We start from the raw sequence: 16751 nt of genomic DNA on the forward strand, positions 1-16751 counted from the left end.
GTAACAGATGAGCATCATCGACAAGACCGCGGCCGTCCCCGCGCCGCGCGGCGGCGACCACACCGGCCCGCTCCTCGAAGTCAAGGACCTGCACGTCGAGTTCCACACCCGTGACGGTGTGGCCAAGGCGGTCAACGGCGTCAACTACTCGGTGAACGCCGGCGAGACCCTCGCCGTCCTCGGCGAGTCCGGCTCCGGCAAGTCCGTCACCGCCCAGGCCATCATGGGCATCCTCGACATGCCGCCCGGCAAGATCCCGCAGGGCGAGATCCTGTTCCGCGGCGAGGACATGCTGAAGATGTCCGAGGAGGACCGCCGGAAGATCCGCGGCCGCAAGATCGCCATGATCTTCCAGGACGCGCTGTCCTCCCTCAACCCGGTCCTCACCGTCGGCTACCAGCTCGGCGAGATGTTCCGGGTGCACCACGGCATGTCCAAGAAGGACGCCACGGTCAAGGCCGTCGAGCTGATGGACAAGGTCAAGATCCCCGCCGCCAAGGCGCGGGTCACCGACTACCCCCACCAGTTCTCCGGCGGTATGCGCCAGCGCATCATGATCGCCATGGCGCTCGCCCTGGAGCCGGACCTGATCATCGCCGACGAGCCCACCACGGCTCTCGACGTGACCGTCCAGGCCCAGGTCATGGACCTCCTCGCGGAGCTCCAGCAGGAATACAACATGGGCCTGATCCTGATCACCCACGACCTCGGCGTCGTCGCCGACGTCGCGGACAAGATCGCCGTGATGTACGCCGGCCGGATCGTCGAGCAGGCGCCGGTGCACGAGCTGTACAAGCGCCCGGCCCACCCGTACACCCGCGGTCTGCTCGACTCGATCCCGCGCCTGGACCAGAAGGGCCAGGAGCTCTACGCGATCAAGGGCCTGCCGCCCAACCTGCTCAAGGTGCCCACCGGCTGCGCCTTCAACCCGCGCTGCCCCAAGGCCGACGACATCTGCCGTACGGAGATCCCGGCCCTGGTGCCGGTCACCGAGCAGAACGGCGCGGATCTCCCGGGCCGTAAGAGCGCCTGCCACTTCTGGAAGGAGACGATCCATGGCTGACCTCAGCAAGAACGACGAGGCCGTGGCCGCCGCCGTCGAGGCCCCCGCGGGCCGCGGCGAGCCGATCCTCCAGGTGCGCAACCTGAAGAAGCACTTCCCGCTGACGCAGGGCATCCTCTTCAAGAAGCAGGTCGGCGCGGTCAAGGCCGTGGACGGGGTCTCCTTCGACCTCTACCAGGGCGAGACCCTCGGCATCGTGGGCGAGTCCGGCTGTGGCAAGTCCACGGTCGCCAAGCTCCTGATGAACCTGGAGCGGGCCACCGCCGGCGAGGTCTTCTACAAGGGCCAGGACATCACCAAGCTGTCCGGGCGCGCGCTGAAGGCCGTCCGCCGCAACATCCAGATGGTGTTCCAGGACCCGTACACCTCGCTGAACCCGCGCATGACGGTCGGCGACATCATCGGCGAGACCTTCGACATCCACCCCGAGGTGGCCCCGAAGGGCGACCGGCGCCGCAAGGTGCAGGACCTCCTCGACGTCGTCGGTCTGAACCCGGAGTACATCAACCGGTACCCGCACCAGTTCTCCGGCGGTCAGCGCCAGCGCATCGGCATCGCCCGCGGCCTCGCGCTCAACCCGGAGATCATCATCTGCGACGAGCCGGTCTCGGCCCTGGACGTCTCCGTCCAGGCGCAGGTCATCAACCTGATGGAGAAGCTGCAGGACGAGTTCAACCTCTCCTACATCTTCATCGCGCACGACCTGTCGATCGTCCGGCACATCTCGGACCGCGTCGGCGTCATGTACCTCGGCAAGATGGCCGAGATCGGTACGGACGAGCAGATCTACGAGCACCCGACGCACCCGTACACCCAGGCGCTGCTCTCCGCGGTGCCGGTGCCGGACCCGGAGGCCCGCGCGCACCGCGAGCGGATCATCCTCACCGGTGACGTCCCCTCGCCGGCCAACCCGCCGTCGGGCTGCAGCTTCCGCACCCGCTGCTGGAAGGCGCAGGAGAAGTGCTCGCAGGAGGTGCCGGTCCTCGCGATCCCGCAGCGCTTCCAGGGCGCGGACACCCCGGCCGCCCACTTCTCGGCGTGCCACTTCGCCGAGGAGAAGCAGGTCCTCTCCGTCTGATCCGATCCGTCTGATCCGGATCCTCTGATCCGGTTCTTCTGATCCGATCCTTCTGATTCGGCCGGAGCCACGAGAGGCCCCCGGACACCCGCAAGGGTGCCGGGGGCCTTTCGCGTGCCCGCGGGACGTCCCGAGGGACCGTCCCGGTCCGCGGGGACGGCCGGGACCGTGCGCGGGACTGGCAGCGTGTGTCGCGGGGCGGCCCAACTGCCGTGCACCGCCCACCACACCGGCTCGTACCGAGGTGCTGAGCCGCCGAGTCGAGGAGTCCGCCGTCATGACCCCGGTCGACCAACCGATGCCCACCCGCCGCTCCCTGCTCGCCGGAGGCCTGGCGCTCGGCGCCTCGGCCGTGCTGCCCCTGGGGGCGGCCGGTCCGGCGCACGCCGCGGACGGGCCGGCCGTCGCGGACACCGCCGCGTGGGGCGCCCGTCCGGCGAGCAGCCCCGTGCGGGTGCTGCCGACCCCGCCGCAGAAGATCATCGTGCACCACACGGACTCGCCGAACACGACGGACTACTCGCAGGCCCAGGCGTTCCAGATCGCCCGCTCGATGCAGAACTGGGCGATGGACGACCGCCATTGGATCGACACGGCCCAGCACTTCACCGTCTCGCGCGGGGCGTACGTCATGGAGGGCCGGCACAGCAGCCTCGCCGCGCTCCGGGGCGGCACCCAGACCGTGGAGTCGGCGCACTGCGTCGGGCAGAACACCGTCGGCATCGGCATCGAGAACGAGGGCACGTACACCGCGGTCGACCCGCGCGGCGAGCAGTACGCGGCGCTCGTCGAGCTGTGCGCGTACATCTGCCGTCAGTACGGGCTGCGCGCCTACCAGATCTACGGGCACCGGGACTTCAACGCCACCCTGTGCCCCGGCGACCGGCTGTACGCGCTGCTCCCGCAGCTGCGGCGGGACGTCGCCGCCCGCATCGGCGGGGACCCCACGGCCCCCGTGTGGCCGGTGCTGCACAACGGCGACGCGGGCGACCGGGTCCGCGCGCTCCAGCACCTGCTCGTGCGGCGGGGCGCCACGATCACCGTGGACGGCGCCTTCGGCCCGGCCACCGAACAGGCCGTACGGGACTTCCAGACGCTCGTGACCGCTACCTCCGACGGCTACGCGGGCAACCAGACCTGGCATCAGCTGGTCGTGCCTGTACGGCAGGGCAACACGGGGGACGCCGTGAAGGCCGTCCAGCTGCTGCTCACCGCCAAGGGCCTCCCGACCGACGTCGACGGCGCCTTCGGCCCCGGCACCCTGGCCTCGGTCACCGCCTTCCAGAACGCGGCCGGGCTGCCCGCCGACGGCCTCGCGGACGCCCGTACCCTCGGCCGCCTCCTCGCCTGAGCGCGCCCCTCCGCCGACCCGGAGCCGACCCGGAGCCGATCCGGAGCCGATCCGGAGCAGAGCCGGAGCCGATCCGGAAGCAGACCCGGAGCCGACCCCGAGCCGATCCGGAGCAGACCCGGAGCCGACCCGGACCCGATTCGGAGCCGATCCGGAGCCCACCCCCCGGACAGCGGTCGCCAAGATGCGGCCCTGTCCGGGTTGCGGTGATATGGGGGCCTAAGTCTCGGCAAGACTATCGGGAGGCACTCCATGCGCGGAGCCACGCACGCCAAGTGGGCCGCACTGGCCACCGCCGTCGCCCTCGCGGCGACGGCCTGTGGTGGCGGCGACGACAGCGGCGGCGGTGGCGGAGGGGCCGACGGCATCGTGAGTTCCTCGTGGGGCGACCCGCAGAACCCGCTGGAGCCCGCCAACACCAACGAGGTCCAGGGCGGCAAGGTCCTGTCCATGATCTTCCGCGGGCTCATGCAGTACGACCCGAAGACCGGCGAGGCCAAGAACATGCTCGCCGAGAAGATCGACACCACGGACTCGCAGAACTTCACCGTCACGGTCAAGGACGGCTGGACCTTCTCCAACGGCGAGAAGGTCACCGCGAAGTCCTTCGTCGACGCCTGGAACTACGGCGCCAACCTGAAGAACAACCAGAAGAACTCCTCCTTCTTCGGCCAGATCGAGGGCTACGACCAGGTCCACCCCGAGAAGGGCGAGCCGACGGCCGAGACCATGTCCGGCCTCAAGGTGACCGGCCCCCAGACCTTCACCGTCAAGCTCACCCAGAAGTTCTCCACCTGGCCCATCACCCTCGGCTACGCGGCCTTCTCCCCGCTGCCCCAGGCCTTCTACAGCGACCACGCCGGCTGGCTCTCGAAGCCCATCGGCAACGGCCCGTACACCGTCGACTCGTACTCCAAGGGCTCCCAGATGGCCCTCAAGAAGTGGGACGCCTACCCCGGCCCCGACAAGGCCCAGAACGGCGGCATCACCCTCAAGGTCTACACGGACAACAACACCGCCTACACGGACCTGACGGCCGGCAACCTCGACCTCGTCGACGACGTGCCCGCCTCCCAGCTCAAGAACGTCGAGGCCGACCTCGGCGGCCGGTACATCAACGTCCCCGCCGGCATCATCCAGACCCTCTCCTTCCCGTTCTACGACCCCGCGTGGAACAAGCCGGGCCAGGAGAAGCTCCGGCAGGGCCTCTCCATGGCGATCAACCGCCAGCAGATCACCGAGACGATCTTCCAGAAGACCCGTACCCCCGCCGTCGACTGGACCTCCCCGGTGCTCGGCGAGGAGGGCGGCTTCAAGGACGTCTGCGGTGAGTTCTGCAAGTACAACGCCGAAGAGGCGAAGAAGCTGGTCGCCGAGGGCGGCGGCATTCCCGGCGGCACGATGAAGATCTCGTACAACGCCGACACCGGCTCCCACAAGGAGTGGGTGGACGCCGTCTGCAACTCCATCAACAACGCCCTCGGCAACAACAAGGCCTGCGTCGGCAACCCGATCGGCACCTTCGCCGACTTCCGCAGCCAGGCCAGCACCCAGAAGCTGCCCGGCCCCTTCCGCGCCGGCTGGCAGATGGACTACCCGCTCATCCAGAACTTCCTCCAGCCGCTGTACTACACCAACGCCTCCTCCAACGACGGCAAGTACTCCGACCCGGAGTTCGACAAGCTGGTCAACGAGGCCAACGCCGAGGCCGACATCGCGAAGGCCGTCGGACTCTTCCAGCAGGCCGAGGGAGTCCTCCGGGACGACATGGGGGCCATCCCGCTCTGGTACCAGAACGGCAGCGCCGGCTACTCGGACAGGGTCGAGAACGTGACCCTGAACCCCTTCAGCGTCCCGGTCTACAACGAGATCAAGGTCAAGTGACGCCGTAGCAGTCCGGCGGCGTACGGCCCGGGCCGCGGATCCCCGCGCCGGGCCGTACGCCGTCCCGCAACCCACCCTTCCTGGAGGCCTCCGTGGGTCGATACGTGATCCGGCGGCTGCTGCAGATGATCCCGGTCTTCTTCGGCGCCACGCTGCTGATCTTCCTGATGGTGAACGTGATGGGCGACCCCATCGCCGGCCTCTGCGGCGACCGCGCCTGCGACCCGGCGACCACCGCCCAGCTGGAGAAGGAGTACGGCCTCGACAAGCCGGTCTGGCAGCAATACCTGACCTACATGGGCAATGTCTTCACCGGGGACTTCGGCACCGCCTTCAACGGCCAGCCCGTCACCGAGCTGATGGCCAGCGCCTTCCCGGTCACCATCCGGCTCACCATCGTCGCGATCCTCTTCGAGATCATCATCGGCATCACCCTCGGCGTCGTCACCGGCCTCAAGCGCGGCCACCCCGTCGACACCGGCGTCCTGCTGCTGACCCTGGTCGTCCTCTCCATCCCCACCTTCGTCACCGGCCTGCTGCTCCAGCTGCTCCTGGGTGTCGAATGGGGCTGGATCAAGCCGGCCGTCTCGCCCGAGGCGCCCTTCAACGAACTGATCGTCCCCGGCCTCGTCCTCGCGTCCGTCTCGCTCGCGTACGTCACCCGGCTCACCCGGACCTCCATCGCCGAGAACAAGCGTGCCGACTACGTCCGCACCGCCGTCGCCAAGGGTCTGCCCCGCCGCCGGGTCGTCACCCGGCACCTGCTGCGCAACAGCCTCATCCCCGTGGTGACCTTCATCGGCGCCGACATCGGCGCCCTCATGGGCGGCGCCATCGTCACCGAACGGATCTTCAACATCCACGGCGTCGGCTACCAGCTCTACCAGGGCATCGTCCGCCAGAACACCCAGACCGTCGTCGGCTTCGTGACGATCCTCGTCCTGGTGTTCCTGCTGGCCAACCTGCTGGTCGACCTCCTGTACGCCGTCCTTGACCCGAGGATTCGCTATGCCTGAGCCCTTTGAGCCCCTTGAGTCGTACGGAGAAGAAGGGCGCGCCATCGCATCGACCGGCGCCGGCGGCGCATCGGACCTCGGCACCCAGGAGGCCGAGACCCTCGAGAAGACACCGGGCGGCCCGGAAGGAACCGGCGCCGACAAGAAGCCCCGCTCCCTCTGGTCCGACGCCTGGCACGACCTGCGCCGCAACCCGATCTTCATCATCTCCGCGCTCGTCATCACCTTCCTGGTGATCATCTCCATCTGGCCCCAGCTGATCGCCTCCGGAGACCCGCTCGACTGCGACCTGTCCAAGGCCCAGGAGGGCTCCCAGCCCGGCCACCCCTTCGGCTTCAACGGCCAGGGCTGCGACGTCTACACCCGCACCGTCTACGGCGCCCGGACATCCGTGACCGTCGGTGTCCTCGCCACCCTCGGCGTCGCGATCCTCGGCAGCATCCTCGGCGGCCTCGCCGGCTTCTTCGGCGGCACCTGGGACGGCATCCTCTCCCGGATCACCGACGTCTTCTTCGCCATCCCCGTCGTCCTCGGCGGCCTCGTGCTCCTCTCCGTGGTGACCAGCTCCACCGTCTGGCCCGTCATCGGCTTCATGGTGCTCCTCGGCTGGCCGCAGATCTCCCGCATCGCCCGCGGCTCCGTCATCACCGCCAAACAGAACGACTACGTCCAGGCCGCCCGCGCGCTCGGCGCCTCCAACTCCCGGATGCTGCTCCGGCACATCACGCCGAACGCCGTCGCCCCGGTCATCGTCGTCGCCACCATCGCCCTCGGCACGTACATCGCGCTCGAAGCGACCCTGTCGTACCTCGGCGTCGGACTGAAGCCCCCGACCGTCTCCTGGGGCATCGACATCTCCTCGGCGTCGCAGTACATCCGCAACGCGCCCCACATGCTGCTCTGGCCGGCCGGCGCGCTCGCCATCACCGTGCTCGCGTTCATCATGCTCGGCGACGCGGTGCGCGACGCCCTCGACCCCAAGCTGAGGTAGGGACCCATGCTGCTCGAAGTGCGCGACCTGCACGTGGAGTTCCACACCCGGGACGGGGTGGCCAAGGCGGTCAACGGCGTCAACTACTCCGTCGACGCGGGGGAGACCCTCGCCGTCCTCGGCGAGTCCGGCTCCGGCAAGTCCGTCACCGCCCAGGCCATCATGGGCATCCTCGACATCCCGCCGGGGAAGATCAGCAACGGCGAGATCCTCTTCCAGGGCCAGGACCTCCTCAAGCTGAAGGAGGAGGAACGGCGCAAGGTCCGCGGCGCCAAGATGGCGATGATCTTCCAGGACGCGCTGTCCTCCCTCAACCCCGTCATCAGCGTCGGAGACCAGCTCGGCGAGATGTTCCAGGTCCACCGGGGCATGTCGCGCAAGGACTCCAAGGCCAAGGCCGTCGAGCTCATGGACCGGGTCCGCATCCCCGCCGCCAAGGAACGCGTCGGCCAGTACCCCCACCAGTTCTCCGGCGGCATGCGCCAGCGCATCATGATCGCGATGGCGCTCGCCCTCGAACCCGAACTGATCATCGCCGACGAGCCCACCACCGCCCTCGACGTCACCGTCCAGGCCCAGGTCATGGACCTCCTCGCCGAGCTCCAGCGCGAGCTCAACATGGGCCTCATCCTCATCACCCACGACCTCGGCGTCGTCGCCGACGTCGCCGACAAGATCGCCGTCATGTACGCGGGGAAGATCGTCGAACAGGCGCCCGTGCACGAGATCTACAAGGCCCCCGCCCACCCCTACACCCGGGGCCTGCTCGACTCGATCCCGCGCCTGGACCAGAAGGGCCAGGAGCTCTACGCGATCAAGGGCCTGCCGCCCAACCTCCTCGCCATCCCCTCCGGCTGCTCCTTCAACCCGCGCTGCCCGCTCGCCCGGGACCGCTGCCGGACCGATGTGCCCCCGCTGTACGACGTGACCGAGTCCCCGGTGCCGCGCGCCAGCGCCTGCCACTTCTGGAAGGAGTGCCTCCATGGCTGAGGCGATTCTCGAAGTCCGGGACCTCCACAAGCACTACCCGCTGACCCAGGGCATCCTCTTCAAGAAGCAGGTCGGCGCGGTCAAGGCCGTCGACGGGGTCGACTTCGACCTCGCCGCCGGAGAGACCCTCGGCATCGTCGGCGAATCCGGCTGCGGCAAGTCGACGGTCGCGAAGATGCTGGTCAACCTGGAACGGCCGACCTCCGGCACCATCCGCTACAAGGGCGAGGACATCACCAAGATGTCCCCGCGCGCCCTCAAGGCCGTCCGCCGCAACATCCAGATGGTCTTCCAGGACCCGTACACCTCGCTGAACCCGCGCATGACCGTCGGCGACATCATCGGCGAGCCGTACGAGATCCACCCCGAGGTCGCGCCCAAGGGCGACCGGCGCCGCAAGGTGCAGGACCTCCTGGACGTCGTCGGCCTCAACCCCGAGTACATCAACCGCTATCCGCACCAGTTCTCCGGCGGCCAGCGCCAGCGCATCGGCATCGCCCGCGGCCTCGCCCTCCAGCCCGAGATCATCGTCGCGGACGAGCCGGTCTCCGCGCTCGACGTCTCCGTCCAGGCGCAGGTCGTCAACCTCCTGGAGAACCTCCAGTCCGAGTTCTCCCTGTCGTACGTCTTCATCGCCCACGACCTCTCGATCGTGCGGCACATCTCCGACCGGGTCGGCGTCATGTACCTCGGCCGGATCGTCGAGATCGGCACCGACGCCCAGATCTACGACCACCCCACCCACCCCTACACGCAGGCGCTCCTCTCCGCCGTGCCCGTCCCCGACCCGGAGGCGCGCGAGCACCGCGAGCGGATCCTCCTCGCCGGCGACGTGCCGTCCCCGGCCAACATCCCCTCCGGCTGCCGCTTCCGCACGCGCTGCTGGAAGGCCCAGGAACGCTGCACCCTCGAAGTCCCGCTCCTCGCCGTCCCGGCTGTCTTCCGCCTCACGGACAGTCCCGCGAAGCACGACTCGGCCTGCCACTTCGCGGAGGAGAAGCAGGTGGTGCCCCCGGAGGAGCCGACGGAGGAGCCTCCGGCGCCGTAACGCGCGGGCAACCGGGCGGAATTGGATCCGATATACGGACATTGGATATTGGAGCTTGTACGGCCGTGCGGGTGCCGTGAGCCGGCCGGGGCGCGCCATGTCGCCCCGGCCGGCTGCCATACGGCGTTCATGCGGAACCGCTTGTTTCGGTCGGTCGCGACCGTGAGTATCGGGGCCGTGACTGTGACACGACCGGCACGTCTCACCGGCGCCGCGCTCTGCGCCGCGCTCGCCCTCATCGCCGCCGTGTGGATCCTCAAGGACCTCGCCGCGCTCGGGTCGCCCGCCGACCTCGCCTGGTACTGGGCCGGGGACCACCACTTCCTGATCCGGGGGCGGTCCACGACCTCCCTGATCGACCCCGTCCTCCTCGCCGCCTACGCCGCCTGCGCCGTCGCCGCGCTCCGCTCACGGCACGCGGCCTCCGCCCTCGCCGCCGCCGGTGCGGTCACCCTCGCCCTGCGCCTCCCCGGGCTCTGGGCGGCCGGGAGCGGCGTCCTCGTCACCGCCCTCCTCGAACTGGCCCTGGGCACCGGGCTCGTCCTCACCGCCGCCCTCGGCCGCAGCCCGGCGGACGCCCCGTACGAGCAGCAGCCCACCCGCCCCCGTACCGGCCCCGCCGTCGCCGCCGGGATCCTCCTCGCGCTCGCCGCGCTCTTCACCACCCTGTGGGAGCTGTACTGGGCCGGTGAACTGCCCGTGGAGATCACCGTCGACCGGTTCACCGGCGGCCGCTCCGTCGTCAAGCCCGCCCTCGCGCCGCCGCCCGGCTGGCTGTCGGCGATCGCCCTCGGCCTGTACGGCACGGCCGCCGTCTCCTGCCTCGTCCGGGCCCGCCACAGCCGGGCCTTCGGGCTCCTCGCCGCCGTCCTCCTGACCGCCGGCGGCCTCGGCGGGGTCGCCCGCGCCGTCCGGTACGAGACCCTCACCCGCCTCACCGACCTCACCACCCCCGGCGCGGCGGACGTCCTCACCTCCGTCTACGAGCTGCTCGCCGGCCTCGCGGTGCTCGTCCTCCTGGCCGGGCGCGGCGCCCCCGCCGCCGCCCCCGGCCCGTACCCGGCGGCCGGGGCGCGGCCCCCGGCCCCGCCCCACCCGACGCCCCCCGGCTGGTGACTCAGCGCCCGAGACCGAGCGACCTCTTCAGGAAGTCCACCTGGAGCAGCAGCAGGTTCTCCGCGACCTGCTCCTGCGGCGTCATGTGCGTCACGCCGGACAGCGGCAGCACCTCGTGCGGCCGGCCCGCCGCGAGCAGCGCCGAGGAGAGCCGCAGCGCGTGCCCCACCACCACGTTGTCGTCCGCGAGGCCGTGCACGACCATCATCGGCCGGGCCGGCTCCTCCGGCGCGGACAGCCCGTCGTCGGTCAGCAGCGACTGCGCCGCGTACACCTCGGGGTCGTCCTGCGGGGTGCCGAGGTACCGCTCGGTGTAGTGCGTGTCGTACAGCCGCCAGTCCGTCACCGGCGCCCCGACCACCGCCGCGCGGAAGACGTCCGGCCGCTGGAGCACCGCACGGGCCGCCAGATAGCCGCCGTACGACCAGCCGCGGATCGCGACCCGCTCCAGGTCGAGCGGGAAGCTCCCGGCCAGCGCACGCAGCGCCTCCACCTGGTCGTCGAGGGTCGGCGAGAGGTCGCGCAGGATCGACTTCTCCCAGGCGGGGGAGCGGCCCGGCATGCCCCGCCCGTCCGCCACGACCACCGCGAAGCCCTGGTCGGCGAACCACTGCGAGGTCAGATGCGGGTTGTGCGCGGCGAGCACCCGCTGCCCGTGCGGACCGCCGTACGGATCCATCAGGACCGGCAGCGGCCCGTCCCCCTCCTCGTACCCCGAGGGCAGCAGCACCGCGCACGGGATCCGCCGCGCCCCCGCCTCCGTGAGCCGCACGCGCGCGGAGATCACCGGCTGCTGGGCGTACGAGGCCACCACCGCGGCCCGCTCGCCGTCCCGCAGCACCCGCGCCACGCTCCCCGGCTCCTCCGGCCGCGCCGACACCAGGACCGTCACCGCGCCCGAGCGCACGGCGCCGTGCACCCCGGTGCCCTCGGAAAGGCGCTCCGCGCCCCGCCCGGTCACCCGGTACACATGGATCTCGCCGGTCTCCGGCTCCGCCGCCGCCGCACCCGCCGAGGCCGACACCAGGACGTCGTCCGCCCCGACGTCGAGCACCGCCCGGACGTGCAGCTCCGGACCCGTCCACGCCTCCTCCCCGACGGCGAGGACCCGCGCCCCGCCCTCGTCCGTGACCCGGACGAGCTCGCCGCCGGGCCCCCACGCCGGCACCCCGTGGTGCAGCTCCAGCCACGCCGGGTCCGCCTCCGCCCGTACGGTCGCGGTCTTCCCCGACTCCACGTCCACCGCCAGGAACAGCTGCTCCCGCTGGTCCCGCGTCTGCACGAGCAGCAGCGGCGCCCCGGCCGCCGACCAGTGCACCCGCGCCAGGTACGGATACCGCTCCCGGTCCCACACCACCTCCGTACGGGCCCCGTCGAGGCCCGTCACGTACAGCCGCACCTCGGCGTTGTCCGTGCCCGCCGCCGGGTACCCCACCCGCTGCGGCTCCCGCTCCGGGTGCGCCGGGTCCGCGATCCACCAGCGCCGCACAGCGCGGTCGTCCGCGCGCGCCACGAGCAGCCGGTCCGAGGCGGGCGACCACCAGTAGCCGCGCTCCCGGCTCATCTCCTCCGAGGCGATGAATTCGGCCAATCCGTAGGAGACGTGCTCGTCCTCCGGAACGGCCAGCGCACGGTCGCCCGAACCGTCCGCGCCGACCACCCGCAGGGCGCCCTCCGCCACGTACGCCACGAACCGCCCGTCCGGCGAGGGACGCGGATCGATCACCGGTCCCGGCACCGGAAGCTCCCGTGCCGTGCCCGCCCGCAGCTCCGCCGTGAACAGCCGTCCCGACAGCGCGAACGCCGCCAACTCCACGGCCCCGTCCACCGCGTACGCCACGATCCCCGCCGAGCCCTCCCGGCTCCGCTCCCGGCGCGCCCGCTCCTGCGGGGACAACTCCTCCTCCGCGCCCGCGAGCAGCGCCGCCGGGTCCGCGGCCACCCGCTCCCCGGGCTCGCCGTCCCGGGGCAGGTCGAGCACCCAGAGCCGGTGCGAACGGTCCGTCCCGGAACCGGATCTGACGAACACCACGCGCTCCCCGTCCGGGGAGACCGAGAAACCACGCGGGACCCCCAGGGTGAACCGCTGGGTCCGGGCGTGCTGACGGGGGAAGGAGAGCCCGGCCGAGGGTGTGGCCGGCTGCTGCGAAGACAAGGTCATGCGGCTGAAACTAGCGCCGTGCGCCCCCCTCGTGCCTCCGTCCGCCGATCGATGCGGCCGCACGGATAGTTATGATCCGTAGCGCTAGGTGGGTATGCATCGGACTGACATGCCCTCTGGCACATGCTGATCGACCGAACCGCTCGAATATCCGACCGAAGGTGGAGGTGAACCGCCGTGGCACTCTCGATCTCCGTGGTGGTGCTGCTGGCGATCGTCGTCTTCCTGCTGATCCGGAAATCCGGGCTGAAGGCTGGACATGCGGCGGTCTGCGCGCTCCTGGGCTTCTACCTGGCGAGCTCCTCCATCGCCCCGTCCATCAGCACCCTCACCACGAACGTGGCGGGCATGATCGGCGGCCTCAAGTTCTGACCGGCCCGACCTCGTAGGGTGGGGGCATGTCCGATCTCCCCGCCCGCCGTCTGCTGCTCGTGCACGCGCACCCGGACGACGAGTCGATCAACAACGGCGCCACCATGGCCAGGTACGCGGCCGAGGGCGCCCTCGTCACCCTGGTCACCTGCACGCTCGGCGAGGAGGGCGAGGTCATCCCGCCCGACCTCGCCCACCTGGCCCCCGACCGGGAGGACCGGCTCGGCCCGCACCGCGTCGGCGAACTCGCCGCCGCGATGACCGAGCTGGGCGTCACCGACCACCGCTTCCTCGGCGGCCCCGGTCGCTTCCGCGACTCCGGAATGATGGGCGCCGAACAGAACAAGGCGGCCGACGCCTTCTGGAACACCGACGTCGACACCGCGGCGCCGCACCTCGTCGAGGTGATCCGCGAGACCCGCCCGCAGGTCCTGATCACCTACGACCCCGACGGCGGCTACGGCCACCCCGACCACATCCAGGCCCACCGGGTCGCCACCCGCGCCGCCGAACTCGCCGCCGACGCGGACTACCGCCCCGACCTCGGACCGGCCCACACGATCGCCAAGATCTACTGGAACCGCGTCCCGCGCCCCGTCGCCGAGGCCGGTTTCGCCCGGCTCCGCGCCGAGGGCTCCGCCTTCCCGGCGATCGCCGAGATCGACGACGTACCGGGCGTCGTCGACGAGGACCGGATCACCGCCGAGATCGCCGCCGACCCCGCGTACACGGCCCGCAAGAGCGCCGCGATGGCCGCCCACGCCACCCAAGTCGCCGTCGACGGCCCCTTCTTCGCCCTCTCCAACGACCTCGGCCAGCCGATCTTCACCACCGAGTACTACGAACTCGTCCAGGGCGTCTCCGGCGCCCCGGAAGGCGAGCGCGAGACGGACCTCTTCGCCGGGGTGACGACGTGAGCGACACCCCGGTCTCCCCGGGCGTCCGATACGTCGCGTACGTCCTCCTGCTGGTCCTCGGCGCCCTCGTCGGCATCGCCGGATCCCTCGTCCAAGCCGCCTGGTTCCCCGGCGGCTTGCTCCTCGCGCTCCTGGCCACCGCCGCCCTCTTCTACGGAGGGCTCCGCGCCACCGGCACCCAGGTCGGCGTCGCCTCCGCCGGCGGCGGCTGGCTCGTCGCCGTCATCCTGCTCAGCCTCGGACGCCCGGAGAGCGACGGGGTGTTCGGCGGGGGCGGGGGCGAGCTGTTCTTCCTCTTCGGAGGCATGGCCCTCGCTGTGATGTGCGCCACTCTGCCCCGGCTGTCGCGACCGGCCCCGTGAACAGGACGACTTGAGACCGGGGACGCCCTGACTTCGGCCGGATTGCCCGTCGTCCGTCACCCAGGGGTCGGGTATGAGTCGGCGGCGTTCAGTATGGTGGTGCGCGCCGCCGAACCGCCCGGGTCAACACGAGCATCAGCAAGAGCGGGCGGTGGAGCCAACCGGGAGATCCTGCTTTGAGTCGTGAAACTGGTCGAGAGACTGACAGTTCGTCCTCCGGCGCCCAGGGGCGCGGTGGAGCCGCCTACCCCTCGGGTACCCCGCCGTACGGATCCCGCCAGTATCCGTCGCTCCACCCCACGCAGGACGCGCCGGAGGACAGCCCCGCCGCGTCCGCGCCGCCGGAGGAGCCCAAGACCGAGACGACGCTGACGACCCGGATCCGGATCAACATCCCGGGTTCGCGTCCGATTCCGCCGGTCGTGGTCCGCAAGACGGTCAACGAGACGTCCGCCCCGGCCCCCGAGCCGGAGCCCGCTCCCGCCGTGGAGCCGGAGCCCGAGCCCGTGGCCGCGCCGGAGCCGCCGCGGGCGGCCGAGGAGGCCCCGCAGGCGCCTCAGGCTCCGAAGGCGAAGGAGACGAGCGACTGGTTCGCCCCGCGCAAGGCGGCGGCCCCGGCGCCCGCCCCCGCTCCGGCGCCCGCCCCCGCACCCGCCGCCAAGCCGGCCCCGGCGCCCACCGGACCGGACGCGCAGGGCACGGGCTTCGCGGGCTCGGCGACCTCGGGCGTCCCGACGGTCGGCACCACCCCGTCGAGCCGCCCGGTCACCGCGACCGCGCAGACCCCGCCGGGCAACCCGCTGTACGAGAGCGGGACGCCGGCCGGCGGCACGCCGATGTACGACGGGACGCCGGCCGGCGGCACGCCGAGGTACGACGGCACCCCGGCGGGCGGCACGCCCCTGTACGACGGGACGCCCGCCGCCGGCACCCCCCTCTACGACGGCACCCCGGCGGCCGGTACGCCCGCGTACCGCGGTCCGGGCGGCCCGGGTGCCCAGGGCGGCCAGGGCGGCCGCCCGGCGGCCCCCACCGGCCCCACCACGGGCCCGGTCACCGGCACGGCCACCTTCGGCGGCGCCAAGACCGCCCCCCGGCCGCCCTTCGGCGGCGGCCCGGGCGCGGCGGGCTCCCCGTTCGCAGCCGCCGGCGGCGCGCCCCGCATGTCCGACGACACGGCGGTCCTGACGCCCCAGCAGCCGGCCCCGGCGCCGGCGTCCGGCCCGGGCGCGGCGGCGGCCGACCACGGCGCGCACATCTCCGGGGACACGCTGACCAGCGGCATCCCCGTGGTCCCGCCGGCGGCGGCCCGCCCTGACCTGACCCCGCGGATCGAGGACCACGCGACCCCGGCGCCCGCGCCCGCGCCGGCGCCGCGCCAGGCACCGGCGGCGAACCGGGCCCCGGCGAAGAAGGGCCGCTCCAAGCTGGTCCTGGTCGCGGCCGGAGTCATCGGCCTCGCGGGCGTCGCGTACGGCGCCGGACTGCTCCTCAACCACTCCGACGTCCCGAAGGGCACCACGGTGCTGGGCGTGGACATCGGCGGCGGCACGAAGGAGGAGGCCGTCAACAAGCTGGACGCGGCGCTCGGCAAGCGGGCCACCGCCCCGCTCCAGCTCAGCGTCGGCGGCAAGAAGGTCCAGCTGGCCCCGGACAAGGCGGGCCTGGCGCTCGACAGCCAGGAGACCGTCCGCGCGGCGGCCGGCAGCGACTACAACCCGGTCTCGGTGATCGGCTCCCTCTTCGGCGGCGAGCGGGTCGCCAAGCCGGTCTTCCCGGTCGACGAGGAGAAGCTCGCGGTCGCGCTGACCGACCTGGCGGGCACGTCCGCGTCGGCGACGGAGGGCACGATCCTCTTCGCCCCGAACAAGGTGACCCCGGTCGAGGGCAAGCCCGGTCAGGGCCTGGACGTCCAGCGCTCGATGATCTCGGTACGGGACGCCTTCCGGGCCCAGGTCGAGACGGGCCAGAACAAGCTGGTCGAGCTGCCGGTCACCACTCGCAGGCCGACGATCACGAAGGCCGAGCTGGACCGGGCGATGAAGGAGTTCGCGACGCCCGCGATGTCCGGCCGGATCAAGATCCTGGCGGGCGGCAAGCAGATCGAATTCGGCCCGGCGCGGTCGCTGCCGCAGATCCTCTCGATGAAGGCGGTCGACGGCCGGCTGATCGAGGTCTACGACAAGAAGGCGATCGAGCGGCTCCTCGACGGCGTCTTCGACGGCGTCATGATCACCAAGGGCGACGGCGCCAAGCACCAGGTCTCGGCCGACGACGTGGCCTACGTGATGCGCGACGCCCTGAGGGGCAAGACCCCCGCGGAACGCACGAAGACGATCGACCTGAGCGGCCAGGGCTGAGCACCCCCGCCCCGCACGCGTGAGCCCCCGTCCCACCCCGGG

At 71.5% G+C, this 16751-nt stretch carries 14 protein-coding genes; 13 read left to right on the forward strand and 1 reads right to left on the reverse strand.

The genetic code is table 11. From position 1 onward, the window contains the following. Positions 1-7 precede the first annotated feature (7 nt). The 9 genes from ACWGN5_RS04935 to ACWGN5_RS04975 all read left to right on the forward strand — a co-directional run bounded on the left by ACWGN5_RS04935 (position 8) and on the right by ACWGN5_RS04975 (position 10537). On the forward strand, positions 8-1063 hold the full coding sequence (locus ACWGN5_RS04935; protein WP_453511341.1) for an ABC transporter ATP-binding protein: 1056 nt from the start codon (positions 8-10) through the stop codon (positions 1061-1063). Next, entirely contained in the window at positions 1056-2141 is a 1086-nt protein-coding gene (locus ACWGN5_RS04940; protein ID WP_453511342.1) for an ABC transporter ATP-binding protein, read from the forward strand. The genes ACWGN5_RS04935 and ACWGN5_RS04940 overlap by 8 nt, the downstream gene beginning before the upstream one ends. A gap of 277 nt (positions 2142-2418) precedes the next feature. Further along, positions 2419-3492 (forward strand): peptidoglycan recognition protein family protein, encoded by a 1074-nt coding sequence (locus ACWGN5_RS04945; protein WP_453511343.1) that lies wholly within the window; start codon positions 2419-2421, stop codon positions 3490-3492. 252 nt (positions 3493-3744) lie between these two features. Continuing rightward, positions 3745-5376 carry a peptide ABC transporter substrate-binding protein gene (locus ACWGN5_RS04950; RefSeq protein WP_453511344.1) on the forward strand — a complete coding sequence of 544 codons (1632 nt, stop codon included), beginning with the start codon at positions 3745-3747 and terminating at the stop codon, positions 5374-5376. A gap of 92 nt (positions 5377-5468) precedes the next feature. Continuing rightward, a complete protein-coding gene (locus tag ACWGN5_RS04955) occupies positions 5469-6392 on the forward strand; it encodes an ABC transporter permease (protein WP_369146326.1) in 924 nt (307 codons plus the stop codon). After that, on the forward strand, positions 6385-7383 hold the full coding sequence (locus ACWGN5_RS04960) for an ABC transporter permease (protein ID WP_453511347.1): 999 nt from the start codon (positions 6385-6387) through the stop codon (positions 7381-7383). The genes ACWGN5_RS04955 and ACWGN5_RS04960 overlap by 8 nt, the downstream gene beginning before the upstream one ends. Positions 7384-7389: 6 nt before the next feature. Further along, on the forward strand, positions 7390-8373 hold the full coding sequence (locus ACWGN5_RS04965) for an ABC transporter ATP-binding protein (protein ID WP_453511349.1): 984 nt from the start codon (positions 7390-7392) through the stop codon (positions 8371-8373). Beyond that, the gene (locus ACWGN5_RS04970) at positions 8366-9421 is read left to right on the forward strand and encodes an ABC transporter ATP-binding protein (protein WP_453511351.1); all 1056 of its coding nucleotides are present in this window, start codon (positions 8366-8368) and stop codon (positions 9419-9421) included. The genes ACWGN5_RS04965 and ACWGN5_RS04970 overlap by 8 nt, the downstream gene beginning before the upstream one ends. Before the next feature lie 177 nt (positions 9422-9598). Further along, positions 9599-10537 (forward strand): hypothetical protein, encoded by a 939-nt coding sequence (locus ACWGN5_RS04975; RefSeq protein ID WP_453511352.1) that lies wholly within the window; start codon positions 9599-9601, stop codon positions 10535-10537. A 1-nt stretch (position 10538) separates the two neighbouring features. Here the strand turns inward: ACWGN5_RS04975 and ACWGN5_RS04980 are convergent, their stop codons facing one another. Continuing rightward, the gene (locus tag ACWGN5_RS04980; protein ID WP_453511354.1) at positions 10539-12698 is read right to left on the reverse strand and encodes a prolyl oligopeptidase family serine peptidase; all 2160 of its coding nucleotides are present in this window, start codon (positions 12696-12698) and stop codon (positions 10539-10541) included. Between the two features lie 177 nt (positions 12699-12875). Between ACWGN5_RS04980 and ACWGN5_RS04985 the strand changes: the two genes are divergently transcribed. From ACWGN5_RS04985 to ACWGN5_RS05000, 4 genes are all read left to right on the forward strand, one after another. After that, positions 12876-13070, forward strand: coding sequence for a hypothetical protein (locus ACWGN5_RS04985; RefSeq protein WP_015035959.1), 195 nt, complete (start codon positions 12876-12878; stop codon positions 13068-13070). Between the two features lie 26 nt (positions 13071-13096). Next, positions 13097-13987, forward strand: a complete 891-nt coding sequence (mshB, locus tag ACWGN5_RS04990) for an N-acetyl-1-D-myo-inositol-2-amino-2-deoxy-alpha-D-glucopyranoside deacetylase (protein ID WP_453511356.1) — start codon at positions 13097-13099, stop codon at positions 13985-13987. Next, complete coding sequence (locus ACWGN5_RS04995) at positions 13984-14349, forward strand: DUF6113 family protein (protein WP_453511358.1); 366 nt, start codon at positions 13984-13986, stop codon at positions 14347-14349. Before mshB ends, ACWGN5_RS04995 begins: the two co-directional genes overlap by 4 nt. 176 nt (positions 14350-14525) lie before the next feature. Beyond that, positions 14526-16709 carry a hypothetical protein gene (locus ACWGN5_RS05000; RefSeq protein WP_453511359.1) on the forward strand — a complete coding sequence of 728 codons (2184 nt, stop codon included), beginning with the start codon at positions 14526-14528 and terminating at the stop codon, positions 16707-16709. Positions 16710-16751: the final 42 nt, after the last annotated feature.

Source organism: Streptomyces sp. NPDC055815, assembly GCF_053616475.1.